General features: G+C 35.8%; 31 protein-coding genes. 18 read left to right on the forward strand and 13 right to left on the reverse strand.

The window, feature by feature from the left end; translation table 11 throughout:
* The 12 genes from OZP11_RS01675 to OZP11_RS01730 all read left to right on the forward strand — a co-directional run bounded on the left by OZP11_RS01675 (position 1) and on the right by OZP11_RS01730 (position 7,800).
* Positions 1-678 (forward strand): DUF6046 domain-containing protein, encoded by a 678-nt coding sequence (locus OZP11_RS01675; protein WP_281233508.1) that lies wholly within the window; start codon positions 1-3, stop codon positions 676-678.
* Complete coding sequence (locus OZP11_RS01680) at positions 671-1,642, forward strand: hypothetical protein (RefSeq protein WP_281233509.1); 972 nt, start codon at positions 671-673, stop codon at positions 1,640-1,642. The genes OZP11_RS01675 and OZP11_RS01680 overlap by 8 nt, the downstream gene beginning before the upstream one ends.
* Positions 1,643-2,149, forward strand: a complete 507-nt coding sequence (locus OZP11_RS01685) for a hypothetical protein (protein WP_281233510.1) — start codon at positions 1,643-1,645, stop codon at positions 2,147-2,149.
* A 1-nt stretch (position 2,150) separates the two neighbouring features.
* Positions 2,151-2,360, forward strand: coding sequence for a hypothetical protein (locus tag OZP11_RS01690; protein ID WP_281233511.1), 210 nt, complete (start codon positions 2,151-2,153; stop codon positions 2,358-2,360).
* Positions 2,361-2,363: 3 nt separating this feature from the next.
* Positions 2,364-2,705, forward strand: coding sequence for a GPW/gp25 family protein (locus OZP11_RS01695; protein ID WP_281233512.1), 342 nt, complete (start codon positions 2,364-2,366; stop codon positions 2,703-2,705).
* Positions 2,695-2,985: a hypothetical protein gene (locus OZP11_RS01700; RefSeq protein WP_281233513.1), complete on the forward strand. Its 291-nt coding sequence runs from the start codon at positions 2,695-2,697 to the stop codon at positions 2,983-2,985. Before OZP11_RS01695 ends, OZP11_RS01700 begins: the two co-directional genes overlap by 11 nt.
* Entirely contained in the window at positions 2,985-3,863 is an 879-nt protein-coding gene (locus OZP11_RS01705; RefSeq protein WP_281233514.1) for a nucleotidyltransferase, read from the forward strand. Before OZP11_RS01700 ends, OZP11_RS01705 begins: the two co-directional genes overlap by 1 nt.
* The gene (locus OZP11_RS01710; RefSeq protein ID WP_281233515.1) at positions 3,853-4,338 is read left to right on the forward strand and encodes a hypothetical protein; all 486 of its coding nucleotides are present in this window, start codon (positions 3,853-3,855) and stop codon (positions 4,336-4,338) included. The genes OZP11_RS01705 and OZP11_RS01710 overlap by 11 nt, the downstream gene beginning before the upstream one ends.
* Complete coding sequence (locus tag OZP11_RS01715; protein ID WP_281233516.1) at positions 4,331-5,131, forward strand: hypothetical protein; 801 nt, start codon at positions 4,331-4,333, stop codon at positions 5,129-5,131. Before OZP11_RS01710 ends, OZP11_RS01715 begins: the two co-directional genes overlap by 8 nt.
* Before the next feature lie 4 nt (positions 5,132-5,135).
* Positions 5,136-6,701, forward strand: coding sequence for a leucine-rich repeat domain-containing protein (locus tag OZP11_RS01720; RefSeq protein ID WP_281233517.1), 1,566 nt, complete (start codon positions 5,136-5,138; stop codon positions 6,699-6,701).
* 187 nt (positions 6,702-6,888) lie between these two features.
* Positions 6,889-7,527, forward strand: a complete 639-nt coding sequence (locus tag OZP11_RS01725; protein ID WP_281233518.1) for a thymidylate synthase — start codon at positions 6,889-6,891, stop codon at positions 7,525-7,527.
* Positions 7,528-7,566: 39 nt separating this feature from the next.
* Positions 7,567-7,800: a hypothetical protein gene (locus OZP11_RS01730; protein WP_281233519.1), complete on the forward strand. Its 234-nt coding sequence runs from the start codon at positions 7,567-7,569 to the stop codon at positions 7,798-7,800.
* 154 nt (positions 7,801-7,954) lie between these two features.
* Here the strand turns inward: OZP11_RS01730 and OZP11_RS01735 are convergent, their stop codons facing one another.
* Positions 7,955-8,185 carry a hypothetical protein gene (locus OZP11_RS01735; protein WP_281233520.1) on the reverse strand — a complete coding sequence of 77 codons (231 nt, stop codon included), beginning with the start codon at positions 8,183-8,185 and terminating at the stop codon, positions 7,955-7,957.
* A gap of 58 nt (positions 8,186-8,243) precedes the next feature.
* Here OZP11_RS01735 and OZP11_RS01740 point away from each other — a divergent pair, with 58 nt between their 5' ends.
* From OZP11_RS01740 to OZP11_RS01755, 4 genes are all read left to right on the forward strand, one after another.
* Entirely contained in the window at positions 8,244-8,822 is a 579-nt protein-coding gene (locus tag OZP11_RS01740) for a hypothetical protein (RefSeq protein WP_281233521.1), read from the forward strand.
* Positions 8,823-8,872: 50 nt separating this feature from the next.
* Positions 8,873-9,319 carry a GNAT family N-acetyltransferase gene (locus tag OZP11_RS01745; protein ID WP_281233522.1) on the forward strand — a complete coding sequence of 149 codons (447 nt, stop codon included), beginning with the start codon at positions 8,873-8,875 and terminating at the stop codon, positions 9,317-9,319.
* 61 nt (positions 9,320-9,380) lie between these two features.
* Positions 9,381-9,950, forward strand: a complete 570-nt coding sequence (locus tag OZP11_RS01750; protein WP_281233523.1) for a Crp/Fnr family transcriptional regulator — start codon at positions 9,381-9,383, stop codon at positions 9,948-9,950.
* Between the two features lie 79 nt (positions 9,951-10,029).
* Positions 10,030-10,767: an SDR family NAD(P)-dependent oxidoreductase gene (locus OZP11_RS01755; protein ID WP_281233524.1), complete on the forward strand. Its 738-nt coding sequence runs from the start codon at positions 10,030-10,032 to the stop codon at positions 10,765-10,767.
* 78 nt (positions 10,768-10,845) lie between these two features.
* Here OZP11_RS01755 and OZP11_RS01760 read toward each other — a convergent pair whose 3' ends face one another.
* From OZP11_RS01760 to OZP11_RS01795, 8 genes are all read right to left on the reverse strand, one after another.
* Positions 10,846-11,205 (reverse strand): nuclear transport factor 2 family protein, encoded by a 360-nt coding sequence (locus tag OZP11_RS01760; protein ID WP_281233525.1) that lies wholly within the window; start codon positions 11,203-11,205, stop codon positions 10,846-10,848.
* A gap of 14 nt (positions 11,206-11,219) precedes the next feature.
* A complete protein-coding gene (locus OZP11_RS01765) occupies positions 11,220-11,678 on the reverse strand; it encodes a DUF4262 domain-containing protein (RefSeq protein WP_281233526.1) in 459 nt (152 codons plus the stop codon).
* A 30-nt stretch (positions 11,679-11,708) separates the two neighbouring features.
* Positions 11,709-12,122 (reverse strand): VOC family protein, encoded by a 414-nt coding sequence (locus OZP11_RS01770; RefSeq protein WP_281233527.1) that lies wholly within the window; start codon positions 12,120-12,122, stop codon positions 11,709-11,711.
* Positions 12,123-12,215: 93 nt separating this feature from the next.
* Positions 12,216-13,334, reverse strand: coding sequence for an FAD-dependent oxidoreductase (locus OZP11_RS01775; protein WP_281233528.1), 1,119 nt, complete (start codon positions 13,332-13,334; stop codon positions 12,216-12,218).
* A gap of 61 nt (positions 13,335-13,395) precedes the next feature.
* Positions 13,396-14,160, reverse strand: a complete 765-nt coding sequence (locus tag OZP11_RS01780; protein ID WP_281233529.1) for a helix-turn-helix domain-containing protein — start codon at positions 14,158-14,160, stop codon at positions 13,396-13,398.
* Positions 14,161-14,226: 66 nt separating this feature from the next.
* Positions 14,227-14,598: a DoxX family protein gene (locus OZP11_RS01785; protein ID WP_281233530.1), complete on the reverse strand. Its 372-nt coding sequence runs from the start codon at positions 14,596-14,598 to the stop codon at positions 14,227-14,229.
* 7 nt (positions 14,599-14,605) lie between these two features.
* Entirely contained in the window at positions 14,606-15,073 is a 468-nt protein-coding gene (locus OZP11_RS01790) for an SRPBCC domain-containing protein (protein WP_281233531.1), read from the reverse strand.
* On the reverse strand, positions 15,073-15,402 hold the full coding sequence (locus tag OZP11_RS01795) for an ArsR/SmtB family transcription factor (protein ID WP_281233532.1): 330 nt from the start codon (positions 15,400-15,402) through the stop codon (positions 15,073-15,075). The genes OZP11_RS01790 and OZP11_RS01795 overlap by 1 nt, the downstream gene beginning before the upstream one ends.
* 231 nt (positions 15,403-15,633) lie before the next feature.
* On the opposite strand from OZP11_RS01795, the gene OZP11_RS01800 reads away from it, so the two are divergent.
* Complete coding sequence (locus OZP11_RS01800) at positions 15,634-15,984, forward strand: DUF2200 domain-containing protein (protein ID WP_281233533.1); 351 nt, start codon at positions 15,634-15,636, stop codon at positions 15,982-15,984.
* Positions 15,985-16,021: 37 nt separating this feature from the next.
* Here the strand turns inward: OZP11_RS01800 and OZP11_RS01805 are convergent, their stop codons facing one another.
* On the reverse strand, positions 16,022-17,077 hold the full coding sequence (locus tag OZP11_RS01805; protein WP_281233534.1) for a linear amide C-N hydrolase: 1,056 nt from the start codon (positions 17,075-17,077) through the stop codon (positions 16,022-16,024).
* 237 nt (positions 17,078-17,314) lie between these two features.
* Between OZP11_RS01805 and OZP11_RS01810 the strand changes: the two genes are divergently transcribed.
* Complete coding sequence (locus tag OZP11_RS01810; RefSeq protein WP_281233535.1) at positions 17,315-18,295, forward strand: alpha/beta fold hydrolase; 981 nt, start codon at positions 17,315-17,317, stop codon at positions 18,293-18,295.
* 90 nt (positions 18,296-18,385) lie between these two features.
* Here OZP11_RS01810 and OZP11_RS01815 read toward each other — a convergent pair whose 3' ends face one another.
* From OZP11_RS01815 to OZP11_RS01825, 3 genes are all read right to left on the reverse strand, one after another.
* Positions 18,386-18,751 (reverse strand): hypothetical protein, encoded by a 366-nt coding sequence (locus OZP11_RS01815; protein ID WP_281233536.1) that lies wholly within the window; start codon positions 18,749-18,751, stop codon positions 18,386-18,388.
* Between the two features lie 164 nt (positions 18,752-18,915).
* Complete coding sequence (locus tag OZP11_RS01820) at positions 18,916-19,848, reverse strand: transglutaminase-like domain-containing protein (protein WP_281233537.1); 933 nt, start codon at positions 19,846-19,848, stop codon at positions 18,916-18,918.
* Between the two features lie 18 nt (positions 19,849-19,866).
* Positions 19,867-20,718 (reverse strand): substrate-binding domain-containing protein, encoded by an 852-nt coding sequence (locus OZP11_RS01825; protein ID WP_281233538.1) that lies wholly within the window; start codon positions 20,716-20,718, stop codon positions 19,867-19,869.
* Positions 20,719-20,764 lie beyond the last annotated feature (46 nt).

Raw genomic sequence — 20,764 nt, forward strand, 5'->3', positions numbered from 1 at the left:
ATGGCATTAGATAATCAGGATTTGCTATTTGCTTCACTCATGGGAAGCCGGGCAGTGAACTTAATCCAAAACACCAATGTGATCAACAATGATCTGGCATCTAAGGTGCTTCCGGTAATTCCATTTGTGCCGGTTAAAAACAACCCGAACAATGTTGTAATTAAGCCAGGACGCGCCATAAATGCGGAAGGCAACTGGACAACAAACGATAACGTTGAAGAGCAGAAACAGTTTTTTCCGCTCAGTTTTTCTTTCACTGAAAATGGTGAAAGATGGCTGTTCCCGTATGAGCCGATGATCAATATCACCTCCGGGAACAATATTATAAAACGTAACGTAGCCAAACAAGGTGATAACCTGATCGGAACGATTAAAGAGCGCTGGAGCCGTAAAGATTTTGAAATTACAGTAACGGGGGTCTTAATCGGCAGTATTATGCAGGGCAAACCGCAAGACTGTTTTCCTGCTAGTCAGTTTTCAATGTTATTTGATTTTCTAAGACATAAAAAAGAGATTTATATCTATTGTCATCCGTTAGAATTATTATCAATTTATAGAGTTGTTGTTGAAGATTACAGTTTCCCTTTTACCAAAGGGGAGAATGTGCAGGCTTATGAGCTGAAGCTTACCAGTGATTATTCATACGAACTTTTAGTTAAAGACGAATTAGATGTATAACATTACCTGGGATATAAAATTCAAAACTGCAGGTGTAACGTACATCTTAAGAACAGTTGATTCCATTGACATTGAATGCAGTGTAGATAATCTTTCCGATAAAGCCACTATTACACTTCCGGAAGCTTTCATGAATCAGGTTTTCAACATTGAAAATGAAGTGAAACGCGGAACTGAAGTAATTATAAAAGCCGGCTACGATGGTGATCTAAGGACAGAGTTTATCGGTTATGTTCTTGATGTGGTAAACAAAGACAACTCATTGAAAATAGAGTGCGAAGATGCCTTGTTTCTCTTTAGAAAAGGAGTCAAAGATGTAGAATTAAAACCTACAACACTGACAAAAATCGGACAGCTTTTAGTTGATCAGATTGACCCGTCTTACAAAGTGATGTGCGACTATGGCATCTCTTACGAAAAGTTTGTCTTTCATCAGGCAACCGCTTATGATGTTCTTAAAAAGCTTGCTGAAGAAACAAAAGCAAACATCTATTTCAACACAGAGAAAAAAGAGCTGCACATACACCCGCCGTACATTGAAAAAGGCGGTGATGCTATTTACTCCATGCAGCGTAACATTGAAACAAGCGCCCTGGAATACAAAAAGGCACTAGATCGAAAGGTCGAGGTAACGGTTGAAAAAACAAATCTGGCCGGGAAGATTGAAAGCTTTACAACTGGTACAACCGGCGGCGATAAAATAACACTCAAAGTCGGTTCTGTCGCTTCAGCTGATTTAAAGAAGATCGCAGAGGCTGAACTTGTACGAAGATCTGCCGATGCATACGAAGGAACAATTGATACCTGGGCAATACCATTTGTACAGCCCACTTATACGGTAAAGATTAAAGACGAAGATTATCCGGATAAAAACGGCAGTTACTACGCCGTTGGTGTTACAACATCAATCAACGAAAGTGGATTTAAACGCACAATTAAAATCGGTGTAAAACTTAGTGTATAAATGGATAAACCGGCACAAATAAAAAGAGCATTAATCGAGGCTTTGGGTTTTAATCCTAATCTGCCTATGACTGCCGAAGTGGTGTCCGTAGAAAACACAACCTGCACGGTGAAACTTGACTCAGGTCTTCAAATAAGTGACGTGAGGCTGTGCGCTACAATCAGCGAGAGCGAAGATCTCTTTGTGATGATTCCGCAGATCGGTTCAGAAGTAATCCTTCTGAGCCAGACAGGTGAATTATCCGGACTTATGGTTATAAAGGTTGACAATTACGACAGTATATCCTATAAAAAAGGAGATTTCGAGTTTCTTATTGACGGTGTTACCGGAAAGGTGACTTTGAAAAACGGGAGTGTAAACTTCGGTTCCCTGGTATCATCATTAATAACTGAAATAAGCAGCGCAGTTATCGTTACGCCTGCGGGTCGCGGATCAATAGCCCCGAAAACAAAATTAAAGCTTCAGGATCTCGACACAAAATTTAAATCAATTTTAAACACCAATTAAAATGGCTTTAAACAAACAAGAGTTAAACAACAATTTGAAAGATCTGCTCACTGATATGCTGACAAAAGAGGAAAATTCTATCGAAGAGTTTGCAAGTCGTATGAGTGATGCAGTTGAGAAATTTGTCAAATCCGGAACTGTAAACGTAACTGTTCAGACAACGGGAACGGCATCGAGCCAGAGCGGAACCGGAACAGGCAGCATAACATAAATTATGAAAGGCACAGGTATACAATTAAACGACAACAATGATAACGGTGAGATCTTGGATCTTAAAATCAATCCGATTCGTGACGCAGAAAACAAAATTGTAAGCGGTCTGGTTGTAGGTCCCACACTCGAACAGAATATTTCACTGATGCTCATGACGCATCAGGGCGAATTGAAGTTCAGACCGGATCTTGGTGTCGGCATTCAGGACATTGCCCTGAGTTCTGATTTTTTAGTCTTCAGACACAGGATCCGGGAGCATTTAAAAAAAGATAACCTGATTGTCACTCAGCTTGATCTTTTCGAAAACAAGCCTTTTAAAATAATCGCAGAGTATGGCAGATAAAGTATACCAGGGACAAAGCTTTTTAGATAAAACAATCGAAATGACAGGATCAATTGATAATGTCTTTTTAATGGCCCTCGAAAACAACAGATCAATCACGGATAATCTTTCAATTGGTGAAGACTTGAAGTTCACTGGAAAGCGCACAAGTGTAATTACAGAACTCTTTACTAATCTCAACAGATGCGCCACCAAATTAACAAACAGTGATTATCAGTTTATCATTGCTGATGACGGCATCGGTGCAATGATTATTGAATCCACATTTATAGTAAGATAATGGCACGAACCAGAACACAAATAAAAGCAGAAATGACAGTGCCGTTTATGGCCAGTGAAAGTAATGCGTCAAAATACGGCTTCACTGCCGGTGCTTCTTTCGATTCGGAGTTCTCACTTGTAAGTTTAGAGAACATTCTTTTTGAAATTGTGGCACTGGCTCATTTTATTCATGAGTCTTTCTTCGATCAGCATGCAAAAGAAGTTGATCAGCGCCTCGCTAATGAATATCCGGGGACACTTCCCTGGTATCGAACAATGGCGTTACGCTTTCAATTCGGTTTTAACCTGCTGGGCAATACAGATAAGTTTGATAACAGTTCCGCAACCGGTGCGCAGATCGAAGACTCTAAAATAATCAAGTATTCAGCCGTCAATGAAGTTTTTGACGGACAGCGCGTGAGAGTAATTATAAAGATAGCCGGTGAAGAAAACGGTGTTTTGACAAACTTCACCGACACAGCGCAGATCGAGGCAATTGAGAATTATTTCAAAAGAATTAAAATCGCCGGCACCTATTTAACCATTATAAACTACCGTGCAGACAAACTGTTTTTAAACTTGCAGATCAAACGTGATGCCCTGGTACTCGATGCATCCGGAATGAGTAAGCTTAACGGTAATTATCCCGTTGTTGATGCGCTTAAAGAGTTCATGAAAGAACTGGATTTTAACGGGGAGTTAAAACTATCAGCGCTCATTGATAAAATACAAACTGTTCCTGGTGTAATTGATGCGACCTTATTCGGTGCACAGAGCGCGTGGATTAATCCGGACGCGGGTGATTATGGTGATCCCCAGCCCATCACTATATCAAAGATCGCAGAGAGCGGTTATTTCGAAATAGTAACCTTTGATAACATCAGCTATGTGGTTTAATATCGATTGGAATATCCTGGCACTCGATAATCTTCTGACAATGATTCGAAAGCCTTTGATTTCTGCATTTGCGCAGATCTTATTGAAGCCGGTGAACTCTCTTTATTACAAGTGGTACAACTGGCGCCAGGACAACATATATAAACTAGAGCATACCGGACAGGTCTGCTCTTTAGAAGGATCACTCAATGATAAGTTTGATCCGCTCGAGAGGCGGATTTATATTACAGACGGGCAGTTTTTCAGACCTTTCTATATATACACTGAGGGCGAAAACAAACCTCAGTATTTGTATACTGAAGGCGAAAACAATCCAATATATCTGCGTACTGAATCTGAAACCGCAGACACCGGACTCGACTTTATCGTCTATGTTCCGGAAGCACTAATTAATACACAAATACATGAACTGCGTGCACATGTGAACTTTTACAAAGCAGGCGGAAAACGATACGAAATCTTTAACCATGAATAGATCAATTTTTACGCAGACAGGCGGTTATCCTTTGACCGCTGAACGACTTGAGGAACTGCAAACGACATTTGATGTCTTCAGCGCCTTTGGAGCGCTTGCGGGTGATCTCACCATTATTACCGGATGTGAAACGCCGATAGGAAGTAATGTAGTGCATAAAGGAGTTGTGTACATAAATGGCGAACCTTTAGAATTTCGTCAGGCAGTTGCAGCCGATGCAAATGCCAGGGTAGTTATCATTGAGGAAAACGTCACCGGCTCTTTTGAAAATGGAACAAACAAAACAGTTTATACCAAACGTTACGCAACAATTGGCACGGCTGAAACCTCTTGGCTTTGGACAGATTTTAAACGGCCATTGCAGACAAAAACATTAGAGGACAGACTTTCGGCCATTGAAAAAAAGCTTTCAGTATTTCAGACCGGCGGTGCTGTAATTGCGTGGTTCAAACCGGTTGCAGATATTCCGGCAGGATGGCGCGAAGTAACCAACATGCGCGGTCGAACTGTTTTTGGCTACGATCCAAATCAGCCTGAGTTTAATGCAATTGGTAAAGCAGAAGGAATTAAAACAAAGACCCTTTCAATTGAAGAACTGCCAAAGATCAGCCCTGTAAACGGACCCGGCATTAAAAAAGGCGGCACTTTCGGAGGTTCAGGCGGTATCTCGCTTGCAGATACTCCGTCAGGTGACTACGCCGAAGGACAGCTTATTAAGCCTTTTGGAGGCGATAAGCCATTTAGTATTCTTAACCCGTACAGAGTTGCGGCATATATCGAATTTATAGGTTAAAAACATGGCAACAAGTATAACAACAATATTAGGCTGGTTCAGAACCGGCTTAAAACCAACTCAGGCGCAATTTGAGCAATCTTGGACATCATTTTGGCATAAAGATGAAACAATACCTCAGTCAAAAATTTCGAACCTTACAACGGTCTTAAATCAAAAAGCCGAAAAGTCACAGTTTGACTCGCATTTAAATAATCCAAATGCGCATGCTGAATTGTTCGATGATTTACAGCAGCAGATTGATGATCTTAAAAACTCAGACCCTTCCGGATTTGAAATAAAAGGCGAATACAGTAACAATGCAGCTGCGAAAACAGGCGGTTTAATTGAAGGTGATTTTTACAGAACTCCAATAAGTACAGACGCGGAAGCGTCATTTTTGGCGGTTGTTGTAAAAATTCCAGATCCTACAATGATTCTGACTTTTGAAGATATTTCAACGGCAGGCGTGGCAGATATAAATGATATAGGACAATGGAACAGCCGTTTCAGTGGTTCATGCCAGTTTGAAACTGTAACCATTGCAGGAAACGTGGCAACATTTACAAGAAGCACAGCATTTACACCGCTTGTACTTCTTCCTAACATGGGAATCAGCGATATTGATTTTATTAAAGCTGACGGAATGAATGTATTAATATTAAATGATAACATCATAACATCATTTAATACAAGCAGTACATTGCCATTGTCTTTAAGCCAGCTTTCAATTCAAAATAATAGAATTGTAACTTTTGATCCTGATAAAGCGCTCCCTGCTAATCTTAATGTGTTAGATTTAACGGGTAACCTGATAGTTGATTTCGATCCAGCATCACTGCCGGTTAATCTGCAAAACTTACAGATTATCAATAATAAAATTGTTGTTTTCAATCCAAGTAAACCACTGCCGTCTAATCTTAAAATACTGGCTTTGTCAGCAAATCAGATAGTAGACTTTAATCCGAGTATTGAACTGCCGTATAGTCTGCGAAACTTAGCACTCGGAGCAAATCAGATTGTATCTTTTAATCCATCACAGTCAATGTATCCAAGCCTTGAAATTTTAGGTTTAGAAGGTAATCAAATCGTGAGTTTTGACCCGCAGGTGCAAATGGAAAGTTTACAATATTTGTATTTAGGTGATAATAAAATTGTTGTTTTCGATCCGGTTGTTTTTGTACTAGGCTATAACCTTGGGGAGATTAGCTTAAATGCTAACGAGATCGAAAACTTTAATCCTGGTACTCCATTACCGTCCAGTGTTAGAGTTCTGAGACTTGGAGATAATAAAATAACAGAGTTTAACCCAACACATCCGCTTTCCGAAAGTTTGAATAATCTGCAGCTGCAATCTAACATGCTCAGCAGATTTAATCCTACTCAGCCACTGCCGGCAAATTTATTGGAGATTGTACTTTCTAACAATCCTATTACAACCGCTAATTGGAATTCGCAGACTGGATGGATTGCTGCACTGCCTGATTATGGTTACTTACAGGCAAATGATACAATAGAAAGTATTGTCGGAACAACAACGGAAAGTATGCTTCTAGCCAAAAACTGGAACATTTTAAGTGAAAGTGAATAATTCTTAAGTGAGGACAGGAATTTAAAAAAAGTCCTCCAACAAATAAATACTTTCCTAGGGTAATTTATTCAGCAACAAAGCCAAAGCGTTGGAGGACCGTAAAAGTCTTCTTGCTTTGGCTTTTTTGCGTCATGTTTAAATTAACCTAGGAAAGGCAAAGATAATGAAACAGGAATAAAAAATCAAAATGAATAAGTATCATCAGATATTAAATAAAATAATTACAAAAGGCAGACGCCAGGAGAATAAAAAAGGAAAAATAACAGATCTTAAAAATCAAGTATTAAGGTTAAAACCAATCGACCTGCTCGAACTTTTCGAAGGTCATGCGGTAGCAAAAAAGAAGCTTAAAGATGAATTAACGCTTTTCATGGCTGGTGAGCGTTCAACCGAAGCCTATCGCGAAATAGGCGTATCGTGGTGGGATTATTGCGGACCAATTTTAGTTAATAGTTATCCGACATACTTCGAACAACTGCCGGATCTTATTGAAAAAATAAATCGTGAAAAGCGATCATCTAAAAACTACGTGCTTTTTTTAGGTTCCAACAGCACCGAAAGCAATCAACAGCCATGTTTAAGCCTTATACAATTTCAAATCGAAAACGGTAAACTGATTTTAAGTGCATATCAGCGTAGTTCCGACGCAAATCTTGGTTTGCCTTCAGATATTTATCATTTGTATCTAATTTCGAAGAAAATCGATCTTAAATTAAAAAGTATTACTCTTTATCTCGCTAATGTTCACATTTACGACAACAATTTTGAACTAACAAAACTGTTAATCGAAGGTGATTCTGTAAAATTTAACTTAAACGTAGGCTAATTTACTATCTTTGAGATCTAACTATAAAGAGTTGTAATTATGCCAGTAAAAGAAAATAGATTGATAGTAAATCTTAGTTTTGAATTAAATAACATATCTGAATCAGATCTATTAAAGATCCAAAATAATTTACAATTGCAATTTAGAAAGGAAATAGACAACAATTGTTTTATAGAAGATTTTGCACTGGATAAAAGACCTCTATTTATCAAAAGTATTGAAACAAAAACAGTAGGTCATGAACAACTGTATATAATTGATATTGCAGGATAATATTTAAACCTTGATTAAACGGTAATTAAAAAGCCACTACAATTGTAGTGGCTTTTTATTGAAGAACCAATTTTCTTCCAGAATATCGCTTCCTTTACGCTTTGCAAAGCTATTTTTTTTTTGCGAAAAACAAATTAATCATTGTTTAATATTGTTAAATGACACTTGAAGTTATTTTTGCAGATGGTCCCTTAAGGTTAACACTATATGGAACGAAGACAGATGTTTCATGTATTTGTCCATTTTCTGTATTGGTATAAAAATTACTGTAAATCCAGCCACCTGACACTCTTCTAACTGAGACGTGCTCATGTACTGCATTTCTGGTGTTGCTACTTATTTCAAGAACTTCATGGAGTCCCATATGCCAAATTGTTTTTTCCATTTTGCAAATTTTTAGTTGTTAATATGTATAAAACAAAAGTATTTGTTTTTCTAATAAAATGCACATTTCAATTTATAATTGTGCACATTTCAATTTTTCGATTATATTACAAGAAATTAAAGAATTTATTCTGAATTTATCCGAAAATGGATTAATTGAAAAAGAAATTACCATTTTAACAGGCGAACATAACGATGTGCAAAATATCAGTTTCTGGGATTTTCAGAATTTATCTCTTTCAAGCGGGTTAACTTCAGAAAGTAAACTGCAGATAGTAGAAGAGAAAAATATCGAGGATTTATCTGCTGAAAAAAATTACGCATTCAAAGTTCATTTAACAAAGAAAAGTGACGTTTTCAAAAATCTTAATGTTTTTACTGCAACAGATCTTGAGCATTTTCCATTATTTATTTCGTATTTAGCAAAACCATTCGACAGCGTTATATTTAGAGGAGATGAGGAAGAAGAAGATTTTGAAATGATAAATATATCAAACATCAACTGTATTTTAAAAAGCAGCGGCCGTAATTCTCAATCATTATGGGGTCTTGGTGAAAATCCTGCTTCCTATGAAGCTTTTTACAAAACTGTAGAGCAGCTTCTTGGTGAGTATGAAATAGGAATCTTTGTCGATTAATTCTTAAATTCGATAAAATTCTGTTTCGTAAATTTAATAACCAACAAAAAATGAAGATCACAGAACACAAATTTGACGAATTTTTAATCTCTACAGATAAAACAAAACTCGATATTGCAGCTATCCATGATTTTTTGTCTAAAGATTCCGGCTGGAGTGATAATATTCCGCTGGAGAAAGTCAAAATTTCTATTGAAAATTCGCTGAATTTCGGGCTTTTTCACAATGGGAGACAGATTGGCTTTGCCAGGATTATTTCTGATTTCTCAACCATTGCTTATCTTGGAGACGTCTATGTTCTGGATGAATACCGCGGAAAAGGGCTTTCAAAAAAATTGATGGACACTATTATGTCGCATCCTGATTTGCAGGGCTTAAGACGCTGGATTCTGTTAACTTCGACTGCTGAATGGTTATATAAAAAATACGGTTTTACCCATATTCCAAAACCGGAAATCTATATGGAACTTTACAATCCGGATGTTTATAAAAAATAATCCGGATTGTTTTTTGCCATATGACAAATTCCCTGTGAAATGTTATTCTTAACTTTCGGGCATGAAACAATTAGTAGACTATATATTGCAGTTTGGCAATCTGAATCAGCAGCAGATTGATTTAATTTTGACCAAAACTCAGGAAAGAGAAATTCCTAAAGATGCTTATTTTTCTGAGGCTGGAAAAGTTTCCACGGAAGTCGGATTTATTCTCGACGGAATTATGCGCGTTTGCTACTACAATAACAAAGGCGAAGAAATCACGAAGTATTTTATAGACGAAAACAATCTGGTGGTTGATCTGGAAAGTTTCGACAATGGTATCTGTTCATCTGCCTACGTTCAGGCCGTAACCGATTGTAAAATGATTGTTTTCGCAAAAAAAGACTGGGACGAACTACTCAATACCATTATAGGCTGGGATACTATTGTACACAAAATAATTGCAAAAGCCCTCATTCAGAAAGTAGCACGAAGAAGTCCGCTGGTTTCTGAAGATGCCACAACACGATATTTGTCTTTTATGGAACTTTATCCAAATGTATTAAATCGTATTCCGCTTTCGTATTTAGCTTCATATCTGGGAATTACGCAATCATCTTTGAGCCGTATACGAAAAAATATCCGCTAAAACGCTTTTTGCCATATGGCAAATATTTTTGTTTTTTATCTGTGCAACTTTGCTTCAAATAATTTAACAAAGATAAAAAATGAAATCAGTATTAATTACAGGCGCAAATAGAAGCATAGGATTAGAAACCGCAAAACAGCTTTCAGAAAAAGGCTTATTTGTTTATTTAGGGAGCCGAGATCTTGCAAAAGGCGAAGAAGTGGTAAAAGAACTTACCGAAAAAGGATTTAAAAACATCAAAGCGATTCAGATTGATGTTACGAATCAGGAAAGTGTTCTGGCAGCGAGAAATATAATAGAAAAGGAGCAGGGAAAACTGGATATTTTAATTAATAATGCAGGAGTTTTGGGAAATCTGCCTCAGGATCCTTCTGCAGCTTCGATCGAAGATATTCAACAGACATTTGATACGAACTTTTTTGGTGTAATCCGGGTAACTCAGATATTTCTTGATTTGTTGAAAAAATCAGAAAGTCCCCGAATCAGTAATATAACATCCGGTCTGGGTTCTCTTGCTTTGCACAGTGATCCAACATGGAAATACTACGCAATCAAGGCTGTATCGTATGTTTCTTCAAAAACAGCTTTAAATGCTTTTACAGTTACATTAGCGTACGAACTAAGAGATTTACCATTTAAGGTAAATGCAATCGATCCGGGATATACCGCTACAGATTTTAATCATTTTAACGGGCCGGGAAGTGTAGAAAGTGCGGCAAGTTTTATTATCAAACATACCGTAACAGACGAAAATGCTCCAACTGGAAAATTCTTCAGTAATGATATTGAAGATGAAAGCGAACAAAGTCCGTGGTAAATACTATCATGATTAAAACAGTAAACTCCAAAATGAAAGTTATTTTGGAGTTTTTTTATATGAATGATTCTATGGGAATTAATTATTTTCAACCAATTCTATATCCATAGTTTTGATTAAACCATCTTCAAAGGTGTAGATATGTTTTACCAATCCGTCGAAAATTAAACCACCCTGAAGATCTTTTACATTTTGATGAACTTTGACTTCTAAACTTCCGTTTTCTCTGTCTGCAAAACCTACAGGATCCACTTTAGGATTGATTTCTGTCCATTGCCTTGTCCAGTATTCTTTTATCTCGTTATGTCCGCTTATATAACCGCCTTCCCATGCTTTAGACCATTGCACGTCTTCCTTCATAGTCGATAATGCGTTATCGATATTTCTTTCGTTAAAAGCCTTGTAAGCACTTTTTATTGTTTCTTCGAATTGACTCATGTTTGTTTAGAATATTATATATTAAAATTCCCTATAATCTTTTGATCGTATTCATATTCTGCTGAATTTGGAAAATGCCCATTTAAATCAGGAAATACGATTTGTATATATTCATACTTTCTACTTTCATAAAATTTGACCGAAGTAAGTACATATTCAGTTAGATCAATATTATTCACAGGAAGAAAAAAAACGGGGAAAGTGTCAATTAAGTCGTTGATTTTTTGATTTAAAGGAACTTCTTTGAATTGGTATTTGTCAACATAATTATCAATTATCTGTCCAGACAAATTTGGACCAAGTCCAGATATAAATATTTCTGGAATTTTAAAATTTTCAAATATCCCAGTTGAATATGCAAAAGGGGTAAAATCCTTTTCCTCTGCTACAGCGGTTGTATGATAACCTTTAGTCTTTATATTATCATAAACCCGTTCAAAATAAATTTGCTTTATATCTTCGTTTTCTTTCACTTATTATAAATAATTAGATACTAAACTGTTTTAATAAACCGGTTCCCAAAGTTCAATTTTATTTCCTTCGTGATCCATTATGTGAATAAACTTTCCGTAACTGTAAACTGTAATTTCGTCCAGAATAATCACTGCGTTGTCTTTCAGCTGTTTTACAAGACCTTCAAGGTTTTGCACACGATAATTGATCATGAAATCTTTTTTAGAAGGAGAGAAATAATCATCGCCTTTTTTGAAAGGACTCCATTGAAGAGATTCTATCTGTTTAGGATTATCGATATTTCTGGACTCAAAACTCGATGATCCCCAATCGTTAATTTCTAAACCCAAATTTTTAGCGTACCAGTCTTTTGTTTCCTGCAGGTTTTCAGAGAAAAAGAAAATCCCGCCAATTCCGTTTACTTTAGGTGTTAAATCGTCATTTTGATTTTTTGAATCTTCCATAGCTGCGATTTTTTATTATCAATAAAACAATTGATTTTCTGATACTAATATAGAATTAATTACAGAAAGAATCGAATATTATTTAAGTATATTTTAATCCGCAAACCTCAAAAAAGAAAAATCAGTTTCACGCATTTTTAATTCATTGTTATGCGTTTCAGACTGAGCTTTGACTGCATACACAAACATCTTTTGTTCATAATCGCATACAGCTTCTTCTATAGTTTCAAATTTATCATTTATCAGGTTTTCAGACAAAATCAGGGCGTCCATCAATCCAATATTAACACCCTGACCCGCAAAAGGAGGCATTAAATGCGCCGCATCACCAATAAGTGTAACAGGTAAGGGACGATTCATTTTCCAGTTATTTTCAGCTGCAAGTTTCTTCGTTGGCAGTCCTTTGAAATCATTTGTTGAGCGGAACAACTTTTTAAAAACTTCATTCCAATCCGAAAATTTGTTCGAAAGAAATTCTATTACATTTTCTTTATTTTCAAAAGATAAATCGAAGTTTTCAGGAGTTTTAAAGATAACATTATAACTTAAAGCCTTATTATTCTTAGGGTTCACAACCAGTAAATTACCATTATAAGAAGCCATTAAAATTTTATCTGCACATAAATTATAAAAATCCGGACAATTTGTTTCAGGATTTGAAACCTCACCCTGAATCATGTAGGTTCCTGTACTTTCTACTTTGGTTTCGGTAATAAACTTTCTAATTTTTGTCATACCGCCATTGGCTCCTATAACAAAATCAGCTTCAGCAGTTGTTTCATTTTCAAAATGTAAAAGCCATTTTCCGTTATGCGTTTCTAATTCAATTAGTTTACTATTCCAAATTACAGTATTGGTTTCTAAACTATCAAGAAGAATGGTTCTTAAATCATTTCGGTTTATTTCGGGATTATCAAATTGTTTATCAGGCGTTGTTTCTTTACTGAATATACTGTTTGCATTATGATCTGCAATTATTCTTCCCATTGGAATTGCTTTATGATAATAAGCCTCTAATAATCCCGCTTTCTGCATGGCATCCTGACCTGATCCCTTATGAAGATCAAGAGTGCCTCCCCAAATCCTGGCTTTATCATCTTTATCTCTTTCGTATACTTTTACATTTATTCCTTTCTGCTGTAATAATCTCGCCATTGTTAAACCAACAGGACCGGCACCTATAATGGCAATGCTTTTATTATTTAGTAACATAATTTTAGTCTTTAATTATGGTACAAAATTGATAAAGTTAATAAAGCTGAAATAGTAAAAATCAGTCGTTTTCCAGATTCAGTTTTTTGATGGCCGCAATATCCATAAAACGATTGTCTTTATTTTTGCTGAGTTCTTTTGGTGTAACACCTGAATATTTTTTAATTTCTTTAATAAAATGATTTTGGTCTGTAAAGTTTTGTTCAGGAAAAAGTTTCCCTTCGCTGATATCTTTAAATGAAGATCCAAACCTGAGAATATTGCAATACGCTTTCAGTGAAATACCAAACTGCTGGTTAAAGTAACGATTAATCTGCCGACTGCTCCAAAACACGTTTTCAGACAGTTGCTTAACCGTCATTGAACCTTTTGAAGTATATATCAGATCAAATAATTTTTTCTTTCTGTTATCGAGATTTTCATTTGATATCCCTTTTATAATTTCAGATGTTTTACTGCAAAAGCTTTTAAAATCGTTGAAATCGATGGTTTCAAAATTCCATACTTCGTTTGAAATATCTTTTCCGCCATTCAAAACATCTTTGATAGAATCTCCAAATAAATATTCCACCGCCAGAAGTTTAAAACCTGCTGAAAACATTTTAGTTCCTGCCGGAATAATAATCTGACTCGGAATAGTGTCCAAACCTCTAATCGTCATTTCCCAATAATCAGAACCGGTATTTATAAAAGCCAAATCGACCATTCCGTTTGGCAGAACAGTCGATTGAATATCTTTTCCGGTTTTGTTTTCCAGTCTCCAAAAACTATGGACAAAATGCGAAATCGAAGCGTCAGGTAAGGCAGATTCTATGATTAAATCCATTGTAAACTAGTAAAAATTTAAAAAAAATGATTTTTGCAGTGAAAAACCGAGACTGCAAACTTAACACTAACAGCTTTTACGGTCAGCAGGTCTGAAATACCACGAAATAATGGTAAGGACCAATAACAAAACAGGCCCAAAATATTCAAAGCCCGAATCTCCAACAGCAAAATGAGAAAAAACAGCTCCACTCATAGCAAAAAAGAAACCTGCATATGTCCATTCTTTTAATAGAGGAAATTTAGGGATTAAAATAGCAATTACGCCTAAAAGTTTCCAGACTCCCAAAATAGTTAAAAAATAAAGCGGATAACCTAAATGTGCCATCATAGCAGCTTCTTCTTTCATCTTTAACAACTGAACAATTCCGGTAGATGTCATTCCTAATGCCAGCCACAGTGTCGCAATCCAGTAGATAATTTTGTTTCTTTTGCTCATAATACTTTTATTTTAATTGATTTACTATTTCTTCTAATCGGTTATGTGCCATATTAATACCCATTGCAAATGGCAGCTTTAGCTGGTTATCCCTATGTGTAACAGATTTATAAATAATCTGCATTGTCAGTTTACTGGTTTGATTGGTGAGTTTTTCAAATTCCAGAAATTCCAGTTGAGGCGCAAAATTGGCGTTTTCCATTTCAAATGTTCTCGTAATTCGTTCATTCGGCACATAATCATGAATGACACCATTGGCACTAAAAACAACATTTCCATTAGGATCACTTGTTTCAAACTGCCAGCTTCCATGCTTTTTAGCGTCTAATTTCAATACTTTTGTGCCCATCCATTGTTCTACAATTTCAGCTTCGGTGTGAGCTTTAAATAGCAATTCTATCGGAAGATTAAATTCTCTCGTTATCACTATTTCCTGCCGGCCGTCTTCGGCGTTAACTTTTGTCTTTTGTTCCATTAGTCGTTATTTTTCTGATTATAGTTTTTCATTATATCTTCTAATTTATTAAAACGATCGTCCCACATTTTTCGGAACGGCTCAATAAAATCTGCTACTTCTTTTATTTTTTTTGCATTGATGTAATAATAAATTTCACGCCCGTTCTGCTGTTGTTCAAGAAGATCACATTCAGTTAGAATCTTAATATGTTTAGAAATGGTTTGTCGTGACGAATCAAAATTTTCGGCTATGCTGCCGGGAGTCATAGCCTGAATAGCAACCAGGTTTAAAATAGCTCTTCGCGTTGGGTCGGCAATGGCCTGAAAAACATCTCTACGTATTTCCATTATGCAGTTATTTGACTGCAAATATAGTGCAGTTATCTGACTGCGCAATATTTTTATGGAAAATTTTACTTTAAATCTGCAAATAGAGCAGTATTTATATAAATCTAAACAGCCGATCCTGAGGATTTTTTTATTGAGAATCTCATTGCTGCAAATTGGATTTTGAAATTTGGAATGCGAAAAATTTAAATTTCCACAGGATTTTTTTAACTTTAGAAAAATCTATTTCAAATGAAAAACACAAAAATATTCCAAACCTCTTTTGCAAGCGTCTACCGCCTATATAAAGAAAAGGTTGAACGAAAAGGACGCACTGCAGATGAAGTGGACACTGTAATTCTTTGGCTGACAGGTTATAATGAGGCACAATTTCGCGAACAGATCGAAAAGAAAGCCGATTTTGAAACCTTTTTTGCCGAAGCGCCAAAACTTAATCCTAATGCGTCCAAAATAACAGGAATGATCTGCGGTTACCGGATTGAAGATATCGAAGATCCTTTGATACAGAAAATCCGTTATATGGACAAACTGGTTGATGAGTTGGCAAAAGGCAGAAAAATGGAGAAGATTTTAAGAGAATAAAGTCCTCAAAAGTATTGAGGACTTTGAGTTTACTTATTTAATCTAAACCGGCAAACTTAAACGAAGGTGTTGTTTTAAAATTCATTGAAGATTCACCGGCATAATTTTCATTATTTGCCAGGCTTAGTTTTTTGACTTTTGCTTTTTCGCTAAAATCCAGCTTACTGAATTCCACCCAAACTACATTAGGATTCAAGACATTATCAAAATAATACACCAGATTTTTTTGATCGGCAACGGTTCTCCATCTGGTTGAAGATATGTTGGGTTCCGTTTCAGAAGAAATTCCCAGCGGCACAGAACAATTTCTTATTACCCCAAAAACACTTGCAAGTGCAGATCGTATATTGTCAGTTTTCGGAATAGCATCGATATAATAGGAAGCTCTTACAAAACGATCGGCTGCGCGATTAGTCCCCGGAAGCATAATCGTTCCCGGAATTCCTTTCCAATACGTATTTATAGCCAGCTGCTGGTCAAAAATAGGGGAGTTGGTCATCGTAACATAGTTTGGATCATGATGAATTACCAGTTTCCCGCCTATAAATTCAAAGATAGCATTATCTCCCGTCGCATCTGAAAGCGATAAATGCACAGTTGCAAAAATATTGGTACCCGGAATATGAGATGATGTTACCGTAAAATCGTTCTTCTGCAAAGCCGTAACTGCTTCTGAAACAGTTGAAAAATTATCCAGAACATATTGCAGCCACAATGAAACCGCCAATCCCTGCATTTTTCCATTTTTTTCAAAGGGTGGATATGTCGACTCAACCAGCCATAAAAGATTACCTGTCAAACCTTTCTCATTCATTCCGTCAGACGAAGCAATGTCCCACGAACTGGTAATAACGCTGCCATATTTAGATTTCCATTTAACCGAATTCGTTCCGGCTTCTCCAAATCGTTCAATTCCCCTTGGGAAAACCCATAAGTTGGCCGGAATTTCTGATCTCCAATCCATGGAACGCGCAGTTATAATAATACCGTTAAGACCTTTATAGACCACTCTGGTGCACGGATAAGCTTTTTCAGTAAGCATTATAATACTCAGGAAAGCTAAAATTGAGGTTAGTACATGTTTTAGTTTCATAAAAGTGTTATTTAAATTAGATTTATATGCATAAGCAACAATTGCAATCAACTTGTAATAAATACTTTAACCTAATAAAGATAAATCATTTCAGAAAAAAACAGATTGTTTTGTCAGTAATTTTTTATTTTAAGTTAAACCAAATCTAATTATTTAGAATAATTATAAATAGTTTGTTTTTAGAAATCTTAAAACTTATTTTTGAATCTGTTAAATGCCAAATAAACAAATTTTACTATGAAAAAAAGAGTTTTAAAAACCTTCAATTATCTTCTGATTCTGATACTAGTATTAATTACTGCCGGATTTATTTATGAACAGGCATCACGTGCTTATTTTGATAAAAAAAGACCAAACGAAAGTGACTTTATTAAAGTCGATGGGCGTAAAATTCACTTTAAAAAACAAGGAAACGGCAGTACAACCATAGTTTTTGAATCAGGACTGGGAGGTGATTATTTACATTGGCAGGAAATTCAGAATAAATTATCCAAAGATTACACTACAATATCGTACGACAAGGCAGGAATTTTATGGAGCGATCCAACAGAAGATGTCAGTTTAAAAAGATATTCAAACGATCTGTTTCAGTTACTGGAAAAGACGAATTGCCCAAAACCTTATATTCTGGTAGGACATTCTTTTGCCGGAATCACTTTAAGATCTTTTATTAAAGAACATCCGGAAAATATTCAAGGTATTGTTTTTGTGGATGTTTCGCATCCTGAGCAATTAAAAAAATCGTCTGAAGATTTAAAGAACTCGGTAACACCGCCCTCCCGTGGTTTCTTACGTTTTTTAAATGAAACAGGTGGAATCAGAATGCTTTATACATTAGTGCCTTTTACTCAATCGGTTCCTAAAGAGCATATCTTTAACCAAAATGTAAAAAACAACTTTTACAAAATATTCGATGGCTTGATGCAGGAAATGGAAAATGACGAAAAGTTGATGGAAGAAGCAGAAAAAATCAATACTTTCGGGTCTGTTCCGCTGGTTGTTATTACAGCCCAATATCCTCAGGGAGTAGAGAATATTCCAAATAAAGAACTAGAAAAAGAGTATTTATCTGTTCATAATTCGATGCAAAAGGATTTACTGAATTTATCTGTAAACAGCACACAGTTTTTTGCCTCAAAAAGCGGTCATTATGTAACACTGCAAGAACCTGAATTATTATATAAAGCTATAGATAAGATTGCTGATAAAAGAAAGTAATATCAAATCGATAGAAATAAAAAACTCCTTAATGGTTATTTTAAGGAGTTTAAAAGTTTGTGGTTAAATAGTTATTGAGAAACTGAGTCTTTATATTTTCTTAAGTGTGAGCTTCATTTCTTTGGTGTCCAAAATTAACTCTTCACTTGTAATAGTACTTTCGCAAGGGTATGGGGTACCCACTTCATCTTTAATTACTAAACTTTTTCCACCTTTTGTCAATGCATAAGTACCATTGGTTATTTCTCTGGTTAAAAAACCAGTTACGTGTCCATCTTCTGTAAAAGTCAAAGTTCCATCGGTCAGGATAACTTCTTTTAATGAATCTGATAATGGCATTTTCGCTTCTACGGCTGTGATTTTCCAGGAGTTTATTAATTTATTTCTTTTGGCACATGAAACAATTAACAGGGCTGAGAATACAACTCCAAGGATCAATAATTTAGAATTTTTCATGATTTTGTGATTAAAGATTAGAATAGGAAAAAGATACAAAAAAAAGTATTACTTCTAACATTTTATTAACACAAAATAAAATTAAAATATCTGGTTATTAGTACCTTAAAAAAATCTCTATAAAACAAGTACTACAAAAATAAAAAACCTCGAAAACCCTTGATTTAATTGAGGGTAAGCGCTCCCAGAATTTCTTCGTACATAAAAGGACCGCCCGGATATTTGGCAGTATAATCGAGATTCATCCAGACTTGTCCTCTTTCATCTATATGATAATGAAGCTTTTTACCATAACTTTCCTTAATAAAAAGTACATTTTTAATAAGATAATTGACTTTTTCCAGATCGATCATCGAACCAATTAATATTTCGGGATAAATATGTCCTTTTGTATGAATAAGTCTTGGTGTACCGCCAATAGAACGAATGGCCGCTGCCATTAAAATAGAATGGTCGTCGCAGTCTCCTGAAAAATATTCCAGTGATTCGCTTGCTGTGGCAATATAATCGCCGTCTTTAGGATCATTTACATAATTCCATTTGCTGTTTATTTCCTTAAATACAGCAAAACACTGAATAATAGTCCTGTAATCTGAATATCCTCTAATACCTCTGAAATGTTTAGTCGTAGACATTATGGCAAAATTCCGGACTTTTGGATTCTGGTATTCTATAGCGCTGATAATTTTAGATTTATTGGGAAAAGGCAGCAGTTTGGCCACAATAATATCCTGCGGATACGGGTTATCCGACATGGTATAAATCATGGAATTATAATCTTCAGAAATTTCACTAAAGCCGTAATTTCCAATAACAGAACCGTAAAATAAGATCAAAATGTAAACGGCGACACATAAAATGATAATGGTGCGCAGGAACATTAAAAGAAAAAATATGGCAGCCAGAAGAATAATGAACAGAATAATACGGTCCAGATTAAAAGGCCATTCTAAATCGATCAGGTTTTGATGCAGTATGACAAATATCGGGATCGCTATTAAAAGACTCAACAGCATAATAATAATCCTGTCCCACGGCGATTTAACCTGCAGCTTGGATTTTAATTGCGGAAAGTCAATTTTAGGAAAATTTATCATAAGAATCAAACGCAGTTTTTACAGCGCTTTTACCGTTTCAACAAAAGTACTTTTTTTATCAATAATTCCCAGATCAAATAATTGATTCTGAATCTTATCAAATGCTTTTTCAGTTAAGTGTTTTTGAGACCATTGCGTCAGTTTCAGCCATTCTCTGATATCCTCGGCTTTCTGATTGAATAAATCAGCCAGAGTCTGGTCAATATCAGGAATTTGTGCAAAATCAACTGTGGTTTTATTGATGATCTCAAGAATTTTCTCGATTATTTTTGGGTTCTTTTTGATGAATTCATCTCGAACCGCAATTACAAATGACGGCCATGGAGTAGGGCAGTCGCCAACGCGTCTGAAAATTCCCCTGTCTACAAGCGGTTTGGTCATAAAACGTTCCCACATAAAATAATCTGCGGTTCCGTTTGTTAAAGCATCAACCGCACCATCGATTGTATTTACAATTTCAAACTGAAGATCGTCGCTGTTCCAGCCTTGTTCATTTGCATTTACATAAGCCATTAACTGAGAACCTGAACCCAGTCTTGAAATCGCCGCTTTTTTGTTTTCCAAAACTTTTACAGTCTGAAAATCGGATTGTGCCGCTACGTGAATTCCCCATATTAAAGGTGACTGTACATAAATCTGAACAATTTTGCTTGGATTTCCTGCTATAATATCTTTTACTATTCCTTCGGTCAGAATTACAGCCATATCAGTTTCGCCGTCACGAAGCATCTGGCACATTTTTCCGGTTCCTTCAGGAATATTTTTCCATTGTAAATCGATATTTTCGGCTTCAAATTCGCCATTTTCAATGCATAAATGCCAGGGCAGGTTGAAGTGTTCCGGAACACCCGCAATTTTTACAGTTTTCATTTGTAGATAAGTTTAAGTTAAGTTTGGTCTGGGTATGCGTATCCCT

It is taken from the genome of Flavobacterium gelatinilyticum (assembly GCF_027111295.1).
GTDB lineage: Bacteria > Bacteroidota > Bacteroidia > Flavobacteriales > Flavobacteriaceae > Flavobacterium > Flavobacterium gelatinilyticum.